The organism is Croceibacterium ferulae (assembly GCF_003660445.1).
GTDB classification, from domain to species: Bacteria; Pseudomonadota; Alphaproteobacteria; order Sphingomonadales; family Sphingomonadaceae; genus Croceibacterium; species Croceibacterium ferulae.
This window is the reverse complement of the sequence record NZ_QZVQ01000003.1, coordinates 279,758-295,730: the sequence shown is the minus strand read 5'-3', so window position 1 is coordinate 295,730 and position 15,973 is coordinate 279,758. Positions and strand designations below refer to the sequence as shown.

Here is a 15,973-nt window from a genome sequence, read left to right as displayed (position 1 = left end):
GAGCTTGAGCATGCAGACTGATCGCCGATCCCTGTTCGTCGGCACCGCCGCCACCGGCCTTGTCGCGCTGACCCCGGCAGGTGTCGCACGGGCCGCTGCTGGCACGGGCACGCCGCCGCCGCCCGCCTATGTCCGCGGGTTCGACAATCAGCGCATCCCCGATCTGGGCAATGGCAGCTTCCTCAATCCGGTGGTGTCGGGCGACCGACCGGACCCGGCGATCCTGCAGGATGGGGAGGATTACTACATGACCTTCTCCACCTTCGATGCCTATCCCGGCCTCACCATCTGGCATTCGCGCGACCTGGTGAACTGGCGCCCGCTGAACGCCGCGCTGACCCGCAATATCGGCTCCGTCTGGGCGCCGTCGCTGCACAAGGAGGGGGGCCGCTACCTCCTCTACATCCCGGTGAAGGCAAAGCCCCGGAACGACATCTTCGTGGCTTACGCCGACAAGATCGAAGGTCCGTGGAGCGATCCCGTCGCGCTCGGCCTGCATGATCATATCGACCCGTGCCATGCCGTGGGGGAAGATGGCAGCAAGTGGCTGTTCCTGTCTGGCGGAGACCGGGTACGGCTGAGCGACGACAATCTCTCCCTCGCCGGCGAGGTGGAGCATGTCTACGATCCGTGGCGCTACCCGTCTGACTGGGTGGTCGAGGGATTCAGCCCCGAAGGGCCCAAGATCCATCGGGTGGGCGACTGGTTCTACATGATCACCGCCGTGGGCGGCACCGCCGGCCCGCCGACCGGGCACATGGTCATCGCCGCCCGTTCGCGCTCCATCCATGGGCCGTGGGAACACCATCCGGACAATCCGCTGGTCCGCACCACCTCGCTGGACGAGGCGTGGTGGTCGCGCGGCCATGCCAGCCTGGTGCAGGCCCCTGACGGCGCCTGGTGGTCGGTCTATCACGGGTACGAGAACGATTTCTGGACGCTGGGGCGGCAATGCCTGCTCGACCCGGTCACCTTCACCGATGATGGCTGGTTCCACATGACCGGCGGCGACCTGTCGCAGCCGATCGTCAAGCCGCAGGGCGGCGCCGTGCAGCCGCACGGCATGGCGCTGTCGGACGATTTCTCGCAGCCGCTCGCCTTGGGCAGTAAATGGGCCTTCTTCCGCCCTGCCCCGGACGAGGCGACGCGCATCCGCGTGGCCGACAACACGCTGCACCTGGCCGGCAAGGGCGAGGCGCCCTCCAGCGGGTCACCCCTGCTGATCACCGCGGGCGACCGGCGCTACACTTTCGAATGCGATATCGAGATCGCGCCGGGCGGGCGGGCGGGGCTGATCCTGTTCTATGACGACAAGCTCTATGCCGGGCTGGGCTTTGACGAGGACCGCTTCGTCACGCACCAATATGGCATCGAGCGCGGGCGGCCGGCCAACCCGCATGGCCGCCGAATGCGGCTGCGCGTTACCAATGACGCGCATATCGTCACTTTCGACACCAGCGGCGATGGCGGGCAGACCTGGCACCGCTTCGACCGGGGCATGGAAGTGTCCGGCTATCATCACAATGTGCGCGGGGATTTCCTGATGCTGCGCCCCGGCCTGTATGCCGCCGGTCCGGGCGAGGCGAAGTTCCGCGACTTCCGCTTCACCGCGCTCGACGGATAGTGGCGCGCCGATCCGGCGCCGCTGCAACAGTGGCGCCGGATGGCCTGCGCTTACTGGCCGCGCCCGGTCTCTTCCTGCAGCGCGTCGATCCGCTTGGATGCCTCGGCCTTGGTCAGGTCGGTGGCGTAATCATCGTCCTTGCCGGCTTCCTCGCTCAGGGTCTTGAGGTAGCTGGCCTGGGCGCCGGTCATCGGCTCGTCGCCCGTGGTCCAGTTGTCCGGGTCCTTCTGCGCGTTGGACACCGGGTGGGCCTTGGGGTTTTCGTCAGGGGTCTGGACAGTCATTGCACAATGCTCCTCTGCCAGCCCCAACGCCGATGACGCATTGGCGTTCCACCTCTGTTCCGCTCGACAAGCAGGCCGCTGCCACTATCATGCGGGCAACCGGGGGGTTCCGACATGAGCGACAGCGTGCAGGCCAGCAGCGGGCAGACAATCGTCCCGCCCGCCCCCGTGGCGCCGGACGGGCACACGCATGAGGCCGCCTGCCTGAACTGCGGCACCGCGCTGATCGGCCCGCATTGCCATGCCTGCGGGCAGGAGGCGCATCTTCACCGCACCGCCGGCGCCTTCCTGCACGATCTGCTGCACGGCGCGCTGCATTTCGAAGGGCGGACCTGGGCGACGCTGCCGATGCTGCTGCGCCGGCCGGGGCAGCTGACCCGCCGCTATATCGAAGGGGAGCGGATGCGCTTCGTGTCGCCGATGGGGCTGTTCCTGTTCACGGTCTTCATCATGTTCGCCGTGTTCCAGATCGCCGGCATCGGCCCGCCGGCTGATCTGGCGTTGTCGAACGAGACGCAGGCCAGCGTGACCGAGCTGCAGATCAGGGCGCGCGGCGATCGGGTCGACATCGCGCGCCAGCTGGCGGAAGTGCCGGATGACGACCCTACGCGCGCCGCGCTGCAGGACCGCCTGGCGGAACTGGACGCCGCCCTCAATGTGCTGGGACGCGCGCAGAGCAACGCCGATCCCACCGAGCAGCTGGAGAACATCCACACGGGCTGGACCCGGCTGGATCACGGGATCGAGAAGGCGCGCAAGAACCCGGGCCTGGCGCTCTACAAGCTGCAATCGAACAGCTACAAGTTCAGCTGGCTGCTGATCCCGCTGTCGCTCCCCTTCGTGGCGCTGCTGTTCGCATGGCGGAGACGGTTCGGCCTGTACGACCACGCGGTGTTCGTCACCTATTCGCTGTCGTTCATGTCGCTGCTGTTCGTCGTGCTGACGATCCTGGGCTTTGCCGGGGTGCCGCTGACATGGCTGCTGCTCGCGGGCACCGTGCTGCCGATCTGGCACATGGCGACCCAGCTGCGCCATGCCTATGGCCTGTCGCGCGGCTCCGCCCTGTGGCGCACTGTGGTGCTGACCTTCTTCATCCAGGTGATCGTCAGCCTGTTCGTCACCGTGCTGCTGGTGCTGGGCCTGATGGGCTGAGCAGCGCCTCAGCCAGCCCCGAACGCCGAACATTCGGGGTCGAGCGCCACCACCTGCCGGCGCAGAGCGGCGCGCGCCAGCCGCTCCACCTCCACCCGCCGGCGCGCGGCGTTCAGCGGGTGGCTGGGCGCCGGGCGCACGATCTCCGCATCATAGCCATCCGCCACGATGATGCCGCAGCAATCGGGCCGGTAGTCCGCGCTTTCCAGCACCGACCGGTCCAGTTCGGGTGGCAGACCCCAGTAGAACCGGTCGCAGAAATCCAGGTAGTCGGGCCACTTGCCATCGCCCAGCAGGTCGCTGCGGGCGGTCTTGATCTCCACGATCACGATGCGCCCCTTGGCATCCACCCCCATCAGGTCCGCCCGGCGATTGTTGCGCAGCGGCATTTCGGCAATGGCCCAGATGTCGTTGCGGGCGAACAGCCGGCAGATCCCCCGCGCCACCGCACGCGACCGCCGCTCCGCTTCGGGGAGGTCGAGGGCGGCGGCGGGCAGCAGAAGAGAGTCGCTCATCCAGCCTTGCTGGAACGGATCGGGAACGAGGTCAAGCACAGGCGATCGGGCGACGATTGCATTTGACCCCGCGCCCCGGGCCGATGTAGAGGCACGCGCCAGCGCACCCGTAGCTCAGCTGGATAGAGTACTGCCCTCCGAAGGCAGGGGTCACAGGTTCGAATCCTGTCGGGTGCACCACTTCCCACACATCGTCATGCGACCTTCAGGCGCCAGTCCGCCCGGAGCGGACCCGTGTCCGCTCCGGGCTGCGCGATCAGGGCGTGCCGCAGGTCACCGGGCCCGGGAGTGCGCTGGCGATGCGGATGCCGGACACGTCCAGCCGCAACGCTCCGGAACTGGTGATCGCGGCTGGGCGGGTCACTGCCGCCATGTCGACACCATTGTCGGCGAAGCAGCGCAGCGGCACGGCCAGTTCGCGCCATTCGCCGGCACCTTCGCGCAATGCGCCGGTGATCGGCACGCTGGCGGTACCGCCGCCGGTCATGCCCAGCGTCACCGTCCCGGCCGGCGGGGCCACTACGCGATATTCCATCAGCAGGCTGAGCTGCCCGTTCGATTCGCGGGTCAGGTCGATCGGTTGTGCCTGGGCCAGCGCCAGCGTGCCCGTGCCAGCATAGGTCAGCTGCAGGCTGTCCTCCTGCGCCAGCCGGTCCACGCGGCCCAGCGTCACCGCACCATCGGTCACGGTCTGCGCACCCGGGGCCAGCCGGCCGCGCACGAACAGCGCGTTCTGGTCGCCGCCCGTTACCGCCGGCCGGCTTTCATCCAGCTGCGGCACGCTGCCGCCGCCGGCATAGGTCAGGCCGTAGCCGAACGGGAACAGCGGGTCATAGCCCTCGTCCCGCTGGTTCAGGACGTACTGGTCCAGCCGCTTGGGCCAGCTGAATGACAGCGTGCCTGCGAAATCATGCCGCGCCTGCCCGTCAGCGCCGGCCACCAGCACATCGGCGATGCCGCCGCCGCCCTCCGTGCCCGGCAGCCAGGCCGCCACGAAGGCGTCCGACTGGTTCAGCTCCGGATTGACCCACATCGGCCGGCCGGACAGGAACACCGACACGGTGGGAATGCCAGCCGCCTTCAGCCGCTGCAGCATGGCGAGCGCGGCCTTGTCATCGGGGTTGAACTCCAGCGTCGGACGATCGCCGCTGAATTCGGCATAGGGCGTCTCGCCGAACACCACGATGGCCACGTCGGGCTTCTGCGTGAAGCTGCCATCGGCCGACAGGGTGGCGGTGCCGCCGCCCGCCTGTACGGCTTCCTGCAGGCCGGCCCAGATCGACTGCGCGTTGGGGAAGTTGGCGTTGGTCACATCCGTGCCCTGCCAGGTCAGCGACCAGCCGCCCGACTGCATGCCGATATCGTCGGCCCCCGGCCCGGCGACCAGCACATTGGCGCCCGGCTTCACCGGCAGCACGTTGCCTTCGTTCTTCAGCAGCACCAGCGACCGGCGCACCGCCTCCCGCGCCAGGGCACGATGTTCGGGCGAACCGAGCAGCTCGAACCGTCCGGCCATCGGCCGTTCGGACGGGCGGCCCGCCTCGAAGGTGCCGGCCAGCAGCTTCACGCGCAGGATGCGGCGCACCGCATCGTCCAGCCGGGCGGCAGGGATGGTGCCGTCCTGCGCGGCCCGCAGCGTATTGGCGTACAGATCCTTCCAGCCCGGGCCGGAATACATGAACATGTCGAGCCCGGCATTGATCGCCGCCGCGCAATCCTCGTTGGTGCAGCCCGGCAGCTGGCCGTGCGCGTTCCAGTCACCGACTGCGAAGCCGTCAAAGCCCCAGCGATCCTTCAGCACGCCCGTCAGGATGCTGGTGTTGCCGGTCATCTTCACGCCGTTCCAGCTGGAGAAGCTGGGCATCACGGTCAGCGCGCCGGCCGGCAGTGCGGTGGTGTAGCCGGCGGCATGCACGTCGCGCAGCACCTCTTCCGAAATGCGCGCGTCGCCCTGGTCGCGCCCGCCGGTGCCGCCATCGGCCAGGAAGTGCTTCACGCTGGAGATCACATGGCCGGGCTGCATGAAGTCGTCGCCCACGCGGCCCTGGATGCCCTGCACCATCGCTCCGGCATAAGCGGCGACCACCTCCGGCTCTTCCGAATAGCTTTCGTAGGTCCGGCCCCAGCGGTCGTCCTGCACCACGGCCACGGTCGGCGCGAAGCTCCAGTCGATGCCGGTCGCCGCCGTTTCCGCCGCGGTGGCGACGCCGATGCGGCGGATCAGGTCCGGATCGCGCGCGGCGCCCAGGCCGATATTATGCGGAAACAGCGTGGCGCCGACGATGTTGTTGTGGCCGTGCACCGCATCGGTGCCCCAGATCACCGGGATCGCCGGCCGCCCGTCGCTGCGCTTCACCGATGCGTCGTAGAAGGCGTCGAACAGCTTCAGCCACTCCGCGGCCGGCGCGAACTCGTCACCATTCGGGGCCGAATTGCCGCCATTCAGGATGGAGCCGAGCTTGTAGGTCTCGAAGTCCTGCGGGGTGATGGAGGCGATGTCGACCTGCAGCAGCTGGCCGACCTTGTCCTCGACATTCATCTCCGCCAGCAAAGCGTCGATCCGCGTCTCGATCGCGGGATCGCGCTGGCGCTGCATCTGCAGCACGGGCCAGCTTTCCGGATGGGCCTGCGCCGCGCCCGCGGCGGGTGCACTGCCGCCGGTATCCTGCGCCGTCACCGCCGCGCTGCTCGCCAGCAGCAATGCCGCCAGCCCGATCGTTCCTGCCTTCATGATTCCTCCACCACCGTTGCCCGGCCTGTTAGCGCAATCAAGCCACGCGGAGGCAGAAGTCAATCGATTACGGTGGGGAAAGCCGGCACCGGCTCCTGTCAGATCAGCCCGGCCAGCGGGCTGGACGGATCGGCATAGCGGCGCGTGCCCATGCGCCCTGCCAGATAGGCGTCGCGCCCGGCCTCCACCGCCAGCTTCATGGCGCGGGCCATGCGGATCGGGTCCTTCGCCTCGGCAATGGCGGTGTTCATCAGCACGCCGTCCACGCCCAGTTCCATCGCCACCGCCGCATCGCTGGCGGTGCCGACGCCGGCATCCACCAGCACCGGCACGGTGGCGCCTTCCACGATCAGGCGGATGGTGACGCGGTTCTGGATGCCCAGCCCCGATCCGATCGGCGCGCCCAGCGGCATGATCGCGACCGCGCCGGCCTCTTCCAGCTGCTTGGCGGCGATGGGATCGTCCACGCAATAGACCATCGGCTTGAAGCCTTCCTTGGCCAGCACCTCCGTCGCCTTCAGCGTCTCGCGCATGTCGGGATACAGCGTGCGCGCCTCGCCCAGCACTTCCAGCTTCACCAGGTCCCAGCCGCCGGCCTCGCGCGCCAGGCGCAGGGTGCGGATCGCGTCCTCCGCGGTGAAGCAGCCGGCGGTGTTGGGCAGGTAGGTGACCTTGGCCGGGTCGATGAAGTCGGTCAGCATCGGCGCGCCAGGGTCGGTCACGTTCACGCGGCGCACCGCCACCGTCACGATCTCCGCCCCGCTGGCGGATAGCGCGGCGGCGTTCTGGGCGAAGTCCTTGTACTTGCCCGTGCCCACGATCAGGCGCGAGCGGAAGCGGTGGCCGGCGACTTCCCAGCTGTCGTCGTCCACTGTGGGGGGGGCTGCCGCATGATCGCCGCCGCCCACGAAATGCACGATCTCCAGCACGTCGCCATCGGTCAGCGGCGCCTCGCCCAAGGTCGATCGCGGCACGATGGCGCCATTGCGTTCGACCGCGACCTTGTCCGGCCGCAGCGACAGCTCGGCGACCAGCTGCGCGACCGTGGTGGCTTCGGACCGGCGCGGGGCGCCATTGACGGTGAGGGAGAGCGGTTGGGCCATGGGCCGCGAGATAGCGTCGTTCGATCAGCGTGCAAGAAGGCTTGGGGCGGCGCGGTTGACCCCTGCCTGCGCCATACGCATCTCAGAGCGATGAACCCCCTGCTCGATCCGCTCTCGCCCCCGGCCTTCCCCGCGCTCACCCCGGCCGCCATCGGCGCTGCGCTGGACGAGGCGCTGGCGCATCATCGCGCCGTGGTGGCCGATATCGTCACCCGGCGGCCGACCAGCTTTGCGGAGGCTTGGCTGCCGTTCGAGCGCGCGGAGACGATCGTGGACAGCCTGTGGTCCGCCGTGACTCATCTGGGCGCGGTAGCCGACACGCCCGAACTGCGCGCCGCGGAAGCCGCCGGCAAGGTGCTGGTGGTGGAGAACGGGCTGGCGGTGGAACAGAACCGCGACCTGTTCGAAGTGTTCAGCGCGCTGGCCGCATCGCCGGAGATGGCGCGGGCCGACGCCGCGGACCGCGCGGCGCTGAACCATGCCATTCGCGGCTTCACCCTGTCCGGCGTCGCGCTGGAGCCGGCGGCGCGCGCCCGGTTCAGCGCGATCACGGTCGAGCTGGCGGAGCTCGGCACCGAATTCGCCAACGCCGTGCTGGACGCCACCGAAGCCTGGACCGAGCATGTGACTGACGAGGCACTGCTGGAGGGTCTTTCGCAGGCGGATCGCGCCATGCTGGCCTCCGCTGCGCGCGATGCGGGCCTGGAAGGCTGGCTGGTGACGCTGCGGCAGCCCAGCGTGCAGGCGGTGCTGCGCTTTGCCCGCAACCGCGACCTGCGGTTCCGGGTGTACGAGGCCTTCGGCACCCGCGCTTCCGACCAGGGACCGCAGGCCGGGCGGTTCGACAATAGCGGGCGTATCGCGCGCATCGTCACCCTGCGGCGGGAAGCTGCGGCGCTGCTGGGCTTCGCCGATCCGGTGGAGCGTTCGCTGGCGACCAAGATGGCGCCCAATGGCGGGGAGGTGCTGGCCTTCCTGCGTGATCTCGCCAATCGTGCCCGCCCTGCGGCGGAGCGCGACCTGGCGGAGCTGCGCAGCTTCGCCGCGGCGGAACTGGGCATCGCCGACCTGCAGCCATGGGACATCGCCTTCGCCGCCGAGCGGCTGCGTTCCATGCGCCACGCGCTGGATGAGGAAGCGGTGCGCGCCTACTTCCCGGTCGCCCGCGTGCTGGATGGCTGGCAGCGCCTGCTGGAGCAGCTGTTCGGTATCACTCTGCAGCAGCGCACCGACATGCCGCTGCCACATGCGGAGGCCCTGTATTACGACGTTGCGGACGAGAGCGGCCAGGTGATCGCCGGCCTGTATGTCGACCTGCACGCCCGCGCCGGCAAGCGCGGCGGCGCCTGGATGTCGGGCATGCGCCCGCGTCTGGCGGACGGCAATGCGGTGCGCGTGCCGGTCGCCACGCTCAACTGCAACTGGGCGCCCGATGGCGAGGATAGCCCTGCGCTGCTGAGCCACAACGACATCGTCACCCTGCTGCACGAGACCGGCCACGCGCTGCACGGCATCTTCACGACCGTGAACCGCCCGGGCATCGCCGGCACCAGCGGCTTCGAATGGGACGCGGTCGAGCTGCCCAGCCAGCTGCTAGAGGATTTCGCCTGGGATCGCGACGTGCTGACCGGCATGTCCGGCCATTACCTGACGGGAGAGGCGCTGCCGGCCGAGCTGTTCGGCCGGATGCAGGGCGCGCGCAACTTCCAGTCGGGCCTGGCGCTGTTGCGGCAGATCGAATTCGCCATGTTCGACCTGCTGCTGCATGGCGGCACGCTGGGCACCGACCCGATGGAGGTGCTGGACGCCGTGCGGGAGGAGATCGCGGTGGTGCGCCCGCCCGCCTGGCACCGCTTCCCCCATGCCTTCACCCACATCTTCAGCGGCGGCTATGCTGCGGGCTATTACAGCTATCTGTGGGCCGAGGTGCTGGCGGCGGACGGCTTTGCGCGCTTTGCCGAGGCCGGGCTGGTGGATCGCGCCACCGGCGACCTGTTCCGGGCCGAGGTGCTGGCCCGCGGCGCATCGCGCCCGGCGGTGGACAGCTTCCGCGCTTTTCGCGGCCGTGATGCGGAGCCGGCAGCGATGCTGGAGCGGTACGGCCTGCTCACGGAGCCGGCTGTCTGAGCGCGCCGGACTTGTTCGTAATGTGAAACGTTGTTCCACAAGCTGGAACGTGCTTGTATGCCGCTGAAATGGCAGGTCGCGATGACGACCGCGATGGCAAAGAGGATTGCAGATGCACGTTTTCGGATCGGTTCGGCTGACCTTGCTGGCGGCAGCCGCCCTCGTGGCGACCCCGGCGCTGGCGGATGATGTCGGGCGGCAATTCCCCTCGGAACAGCAGCTGATCGCCGACCGCACCACTGGCCGCGTGCTGACGGTGCTGACCGATGGCGGGCATACCGATGCCAAGAACTACCCCACGCACCCGCAATGGGCGTTCGATGGGCAGCACATCATCTTCCGTTCCGGCGACCGTGATGCGAATGGCGAGTCGCAGGCCTTTGCCGTCAACGAGGTCACTGGCGCGATCACCCAGCTGACCGATGGTCCGGGGGTCGGCACCGGCAGCCTCAACGTCGCGCGGCTGAGCAACAGGCTGTACTACATGCGCAAGGCTCGCAACGGCCGCACGCAGCTGATCGAGGTCGAGCTAACCCCGCTGCTGGCCGATGCCGCCGCCGGCCGGATGAAGCGCGAAGGCTACGAACGCGTCGTCGCCACCATGCCCGAAGATCACATCGAGGCCGGCGGCTTCACGATGGATGCCGACGAGCGCACCGCCTATGTCGGCTTCGACGCCCGGCAGGCGCCCCCGCGCGAGCCCGGCCAGCCGGTGCCGCAGGTGCCCGGCGGCCTCCGCGCGATCGACCTCGCCAGCGGCGCGGTGCGCACGGTGGTGGAAGTGCCGTTCCGCATGGGCCATGTGCAGGCCAATCCGTTCAGGCCGGGCGAGATCCTGTATTGCCACGAAACCGGCGGCGACGCGCCGCAACGGATGTGGATCGTGAACGCCGACGGCACCGGCAACCGCCCGGTCTATGCCGAAGGGCCGCTGGACTGGGTCACGCATGAACAGTTCGCCGATGCGGACCACGTGATCTTCAACCTGATGGGCCACAAGCGGGAGCTGCGGCAGGTGCCCACCGGCATCCTGGTGGTCAATCTGCGCGACAACAGCGTGGAGCATCTGGGCCAGATTCCGATCGAGGATTTCACCCGCGCCGCGCTGCGCGGCTTCACCGACCCCAACATCCCGCAGGACGATAGCAGCACCGGCGGGTACTGGCACAACGCCGTCACCTATGACGGGCGCTGGGCCGCGGGCGACGATTTCGACGGCAATCTGTGGCTGATCGACCGGGAGAACGGCAAGCGCACGCTGCTGAGCAGCGGTCACCTGATGCGCCCCGACCACACGCATCCCAGCTTCAGCCCCGATGGCAAGCGCCTGCTGGTGCAGTCCGGCCTGCTCAGCAACGGGCAGAAGCTGGGACTCATGATCGTGCCGGTGCCCGAAACGGTCGAACAGGCCCGATGATCGGCCGCAGCGCCCTGCTGGTTGCAGCGGCGCTGCTGCTACCGGCGGCGACACGGGCGCAGGATGGCGACGGCCTGCTGTTCGCTGTTTCTGCCGATGATGCCGGTACCGCGCAGGTGGCGGGCGGGGAGGCGCAGCCGATCTTCGCCCGCGGCCTTGCCACCGTGCCCGATGGCGCGGATGGGCCAGCCCTGTCGCTGGACGACGATCTGGCGCTCGCCTGGTCCGCCCCCGGCAACATCCACGCCCAGCGCGGCACGCTGTCCTTCTTCCTGCGCACGCGCACGCCGCTGGGCGAGGCACCGGTGACGCTGTTCCGGGTGGGTGCGGCGGACAGCACCAGCTGGGACATGAGCTGGCTGCGGATCGACTGGAACGGCGCCGGCTATGACGCCTTCGTCACCGACACCAATCTCGCGCGCACCCGCATCTCCGCCGCAATGTCCGCGCCTGCGCCCGACGCCTGGGTGCATGTGGCCTTCGCCTGGGACGAGCTGACCGGCGTGCGGCTGTGGATCGACGGGCGGCAGGTCGCCAGCTCCGACCGGCAGGCGCGGTACGACATGGGGCTGTTCGGCTTCGGTCCGTTCCAGCGCATCGTCAGCCCGTACCAGGTCCACAGCATGTACAATTTCCGGCGCTCGGGCGACATGGACGAGCTGCGGATCTACGACCGGATGCTGGACGATGCCGGCGTGGCCGCGCTGGCGCGGGGCGAGGCGCCTGTCCTGCCCGCCCCGGACGACGCCGCGCTGCGCGCCGCCTGGCTGCAGCGCCATGGCTGGCAGGACAAGGCTCCGCCGCCGCTGACCGCGCCGGTCACCACCATCCGCAAGGTAGAGTTCGCCGACACGCGCGACCTGAAGGCGAAGATGTTCCGCGGGGCCGACGGCATCCGGGAGACGACCTGGCCCGGCGTCTACAACCGGTCCCGCCTGCCGGGGCGTGACGACTACTTCCAGCTGCCCGACTGGAACGTCTATTCCGAAGGCGGCCGCGCTTACGACCTGACCCTACCCGATGAGCCATGGAACCGGATCGAGTTGACCGGCGCTGCCGATGGCACGCTGAACCGGGTGGCCGGCGATGGGCCCGGCGTGCTGCTGCGCCGGCGCGAAGGGGTGGAACGGACCACCACGCAGCTGGCGCAGGATCGCCGTGGCGGCAGGATCCGCTGGGAAAACGCCACGCCGGAAACGCCGATCCAGGAAATCGCCGCCTACCATGTCGCGCCGGGAGAGGTGCCGGGCAGGCTGGTCACGCTCAGCTACTCCATCGACCCCGCCGCCGATCCGGCGCGCTATTCTGCGCTGACGGAGGCGCGGGACTTCATCGCCGGCCGCTTCGTGCCCGCCGAACGCAGCATCGTGGTTGCCCTCCCCACCGGCGCGCCGCGCGCTGCCCGCACCGCCGACACCGCCGACACCGCCGCGCCGGCCATGCCGGTGGTGCATGTGCTGGTTCCCGCGGACTTCCGCGACCCGCCTTTGGGGGAGGTGCCCAGCCGCTTCTCCTATGGCTGGGGGAACATGGATGCGGGGCTGGACGGCATCGCGCTAGACCTGCCTGCGCTGGACCTTCCGCCGACGCATGACGGGCTGATCCCGCTCAACATCCGCGTGCGCGATCCGCTGTGGCCCGCCCGCGACCTGCTGGACGTCAATGTCTCGATTCGCCCGGACGAAGCGCGCACGCTGTGGCTCGACACGCGCGACCGCATCCTGACTTGCGGGCACAGCCTGATGGTCTCCATCAGTGCCGCGAGCGGCGGCTTCGATGCCGGTGCGTTGGCCGGTGCCCGGCTGCGCCTCGTGTTCAAGCTTGGGGACGAGGCCAAGGCGGAGCATGTGGCCGACCGGCTGGAACAGGCGCGGGACAACCTCGCCTTCCTGGTGGAGGAACAGCCCAATCAGCGGCTGTTCCCCGTCTGGAACCGGTTCGAGCGCGACATCTCGGACGTGCTGCGGGTCGATCCCGGCAATGCGCTGGCGCGCGCCTACTGGGTCGAGAAGAACCCCGAACAGCCTTACGCTTCGCTGACCCTGCCCCAGCCGCCCGCCGGCGTGCCCGCCTGGGCATTCTGGCAGACCGAGCAGCTGAAGCTGCTGCGCCGCTTCGTGGACTGGTGGATCGACGAGCGGCAGGTGCCCAATGGCGAGTTCGGCGGCGGGCTGTCGGACGACACCGATCTCGTCAACCAGTGGGTGCCGCTCACCGCCATGGGCGTGCAGCCCGAACGGCTGGCTGCCTCCGTCCGCCGGGTGCTGGATGCGACCTATGCCAACGGCATGTGGACCGGCGGGCTCAGCCGCATCGCCACCGACGAACTGCATTCCTACGAGGAGGGCATCAACTCCGTCGCGCAGGCGATGCAGATGGAATGGGGCGATCCTGCCGCGATCGAACGCGCGATGCAGGTGGCGCGCGAATATGGCCGGCTGGCAGAAGTGAACCCGGCCGGGCACAACCATCTGGTCAGCAGCTATTTCAGTGGGTCGCAGATCTATCGCGAAGGCACGCTGGGCTGGCAGCGGCCTTACGGCTTCCTCATCTTCCATCCCGGCCTGCTGCTGGTGAACTGGAACGGCGCGCCGGCGGTGCGGCAGACGGTGCTGTCACTGCTGGATGGCTGGCTGGCCCATGGGGAGGAGCGCGACGGCGCGTTCCGCCTGCCGGCCGAGATCGCGTGGGCGACCGACACGGCGGAGGGCAGCGGCCTCGGCAGCGCATCGCACCTGTTCTGGGCCGCTTACGACTGGACCGGGGACCCGCGCTATCTGCGTCCGCTGCTGGGCAATCTGGCGAAGGGCGACGTGGCGCCGCTCTCAACCGTCAACGCAGACCTGCTGGCGCGGATACAAGATGGCGCGACTATTGCGCAGACCATCGCCGGCAACGGCACGGGCGCGGATGGTCGCGCGGTGGACCGCAATCTGGGCGGGGTGGGCGATGCCGCCCTTGCCCGCTTCGTGCGCTGGCAGCAGACCGGCGACACCACCCTGCTGGCCGATCTGTGGCAGGCGGAGGTCGCCATCACCACACAACGCCTGCCCTTGCTGACCGAGGCGCATTTCTGGTCCGACCGGGTCAGCCTGCCATCGGAACTGCTGCAGCGCGCACGGCTGGGCGGCGTCGCGCATCTGCGCAACGCAATCTATCCCGGCAATCTGGTCAGCTGGCGGTTCGACCACCCCCTGGCGGCGGAGCAGGTCGGCATCCTGGTCCTGCCTCAGGGCCGCGACCGGTTCCGCGTGACGGCGCACAACCTGTCGGGCCGCAGCGTCGCCGCACGGATGATCGGGGCGGAACTGCCGGCTGGCACATGGACGATGGCGGGCGGCGTCGATGGTGATGGCGACGGGGCCGCCGATGCGCCCGGCCCGGCGCAGCAGGTGGAGCTGGAACGCGGCCTCGGCATCGCGCTGGACCTGCCGGCGGGCGTCAGCATGGTCTATGATTTCGCGCTCGCCACATCCCATGACGATCCCGCGACGCGCCCCGATATCGGGTTGTCGGCCGACGATCTGGCATTGCGCGGACGGCGGCTGAGCGTGCGGGTGCACTCTCTTGGCGCCCGGGCCACATCAGCCGGCACGGCCATCGCCAGCGATGCCGCCGGACAGGAACTCGCCCGTGCGCCCTTCCCCGCGCTGGAGGCTCCAACGAACCTTTTGCCGCGCACAGCGGATCTGGTGCTGACGCTGCCGCGCGGCACCGGCGAAGGCGTTCAGGTACGACTGGAACTGGACGGTGCCGTGCGCGAGGTGACACCGGCGAACAATCGCGCGCGGCTGGGCGACACGATCGCCTCCCGTCTCGAGAGTGGGCGGTGAGACTCGCGCTCGCGCTCCTCCTGCTGGCCATGCCCGCGGCCGCACGGGCGGAGGTGGTGCGCGAGCCCTATGGCACCACGGCCGGCGGCGAGGCGGTGGAGCGGATCACGCTCGCTAACGCGCGCGGCCACAGCGTCAGCCTGCTGACGCTGGGCGGCATCATCACCGCCATCACCATGCCCGATCGCGAGGGACGGCTGGACAATGTCGTGCTGGGCCTGCCCGATCTCGCTGCTTACGAGGCGCGGGCCAATTTCGGTAGCATCGTCGGCCGCTATGCCGGGCGCATCTCCGGTGGCGGCTTCGTGCTGGATGGCCGGCGCGTCGCCCTGGCCGACGATCCCGCCGCCACCGTCAGTCATGGCGGCCGCAACAGCCTGGGGGCGCAGGTCTGGCAGGCGGAACAGTGCACGACAGCCGGCTGCAGTTCGGTGAAGCTGCGCCACACCAGCCCGGCCGGGGCCAACCGCTTCCCGGGCAGGCTGTCGGTGGAGGTGGATTTCACCCTGACCGATGATGATGCGCTGCAGATCGAATACACCGCCACAAGCGATGCACCGACCGTGCTCAACCTGACGCATCATGCCTATTTCAATCTGGCGGGCGGCGGCTCTGCGGACGGCCAGTCGTTGCAATTGTTCGCCGACAGGATCGCCGAGCTCGGGCCCGGCAGGATCCCGACCGGCCGCATGCTGCCGGTGGACGGCACGCCCTTCGATTTCCGGCAGGCCGCGCCAATCGGCACGCGGTTGCGCGACCCTCACCCGCAGATGCGGCTGACCCGCGGGCTGGACCACTGGTTCGCGCTGGGAGCGGTGGACGGCACGATCCGCCTGGCGACGCGCGCCACCGATCCGGCCAGCGGGCGCGTGCTGGAGGTGCTGACGAGCGAGCCCGGCATGCAGGTCTACACCGCCAACAGCTTCGACGGAACGTTGGCGGGTGCCGGCGGGCGGATGCTGCGGCAGGGTGATGGCTACGCGATCGAAACGCAGCACGCGCCCGACAGCCCCAACCAGCCAGACTTCCCCTCCACCGTCCTGCGGCCGGGCCAAACCTTCCGCTCCACCACCATCTTCCGCTTCACAGCGGAGTAATTGCATCCGCAAGCAGCTTGTGCTTGCGCGTAATCGTTTGCATGATACCGTTACCAGAAAAGATGGCCTGGAGATCGGCCGCCAGATGGG

Annotated in this window: 10 protein-coding genes and 1 tRNA gene; 7 read left to right on the top strand and 4 right to left on the bottom strand. The window is 69.1% G+C overall.

Annotated elements, in window-relative coordinates; translation table 11 throughout:
• The first annotated feature begins 10 nt into the window (after window positions 1-10).
• Complete coding sequence (locus tag D5S08_RS04470; protein WP_121115941.1) at window positions 11-1,624, top strand: family 43 glycosylhydrolase; 1,614 nt, start codon at window positions 11-13, stop codon at window positions 1,622-1,624.
• Between the two features lie 50 nt (window positions 1,625-1,674).
• Here the strand turns inward: D5S08_RS04470 and D5S08_RS04465 are convergent, their stop codons facing one another.
• Window positions 1,675-1,908 carry a DUF3072 domain-containing protein gene (locus D5S08_RS04465; RefSeq protein ID WP_121115939.1) on the bottom strand — a complete coding sequence of 78 codons (234 nt, stop codon included), beginning with the start codon at window positions 1,906-1,908 and terminating at the stop codon, window positions 1,675-1,677.
• A 114-nt stretch (window positions 1,909-2,022) separates the two neighbouring features.
• Here D5S08_RS04465 and D5S08_RS04460 point away from each other — a divergent pair, with 114 nt between their 5' ends.
• A complete protein-coding gene (locus tag D5S08_RS04460) occupies window positions 2,023-3,060 on the top strand; it encodes a DUF3667 domain-containing protein (RefSeq protein WP_121115937.1) in 1,038 nt (345 codons plus the stop codon).
• A gap of 8 nt (window positions 3,061-3,068) precedes the next feature.
• On the opposite strand, the gene D5S08_RS04455 is transcribed toward D5S08_RS04460, so the two are convergent.
• Window positions 3,069-3,575, bottom strand: a complete 507-nt coding sequence (locus D5S08_RS04455) for an MmcB family DNA repair protein (protein WP_121115935.1) — start codon at window positions 3,573-3,575, stop codon at window positions 3,069-3,071.
• 103 nt (window positions 3,576-3,678) lie between these two features.
• On the opposite strand from D5S08_RS04455, the gene D5S08_RS04450 reads away from it, so the two are divergent.
• Window positions 3,679-3,755 (top strand) — tRNA-Arg (locus tag D5S08_RS04450).
• 76 nt (window positions 3,756-3,831) lie between these two features.
• Here D5S08_RS04450 and D5S08_RS04445 read toward each other — a convergent pair.
• Both D5S08_RS04445 and thiS read right to left on the bottom strand, forming a co-directional pair.
• Window positions 3,832-6,306 carry a glycoside hydrolase family 3 protein gene (locus D5S08_RS04445; protein WP_121115933.1) on the bottom strand — a complete coding sequence of 825 codons (2,475 nt, stop codon included), beginning with the start codon at window positions 6,304-6,306 and terminating at the stop codon, window positions 3,832-3,834.
• A 98-nt stretch (window positions 6,307-6,404) separates the two neighbouring features.
• On the bottom strand, window positions 6,405-7,409 hold the full coding sequence (gene thiS / locus D5S08_RS04440) for a sulfur carrier protein ThiS (protein ID WP_121115930.1): 1,005 nt from the start codon (window positions 7,407-7,409) through the stop codon (window positions 6,405-6,407).
• Between the two features lie 90 nt (window positions 7,410-7,499).
• Between thiS and D5S08_RS04435 the strand changes: the two genes are divergently transcribed.
• From D5S08_RS04435 to D5S08_RS04420, 4 genes are all read left to right on the top strand, one after another.
• A complete protein-coding gene (locus tag D5S08_RS04435; protein ID WP_121115928.1) occupies window positions 7,500-9,536 on the top strand; it encodes a M3 family metallopeptidase in 2,037 nt (678 codons plus the stop codon).
• Between the two features lie 112 nt (window positions 9,537-9,648).
• Window positions 9,649-10,953, top strand: coding sequence for an oligogalacturonate lyase family protein (locus D5S08_RS04430; RefSeq protein ID WP_206610282.1), 1,305 nt, complete (start codon window positions 9,649-9,651; stop codon window positions 10,951-10,953).
• Window positions 10,950-14,786 (top strand): LamG-like jellyroll fold domain-containing protein, encoded by a 3,837-nt coding sequence (locus D5S08_RS04425; RefSeq protein WP_121115926.1) that lies wholly within the window; start codon window positions 10,950-10,952, stop codon window positions 14,784-14,786. Before D5S08_RS04430 ends, D5S08_RS04425 begins: the two co-directional genes overlap by 4 nt.
• Window positions 14,783-15,883 carry an aldose epimerase family protein gene (locus D5S08_RS04420; RefSeq protein WP_241557228.1) on the top strand — a complete coding sequence of 367 codons (1,101 nt, stop codon included), beginning with the start codon at window positions 14,783-14,785 and terminating at the stop codon, window positions 15,881-15,883. The genes D5S08_RS04425 and D5S08_RS04420 overlap by 4 nt, the downstream gene beginning before the upstream one ends.
• Window positions 15,884-15,973 lie beyond the last annotated feature (90 nt).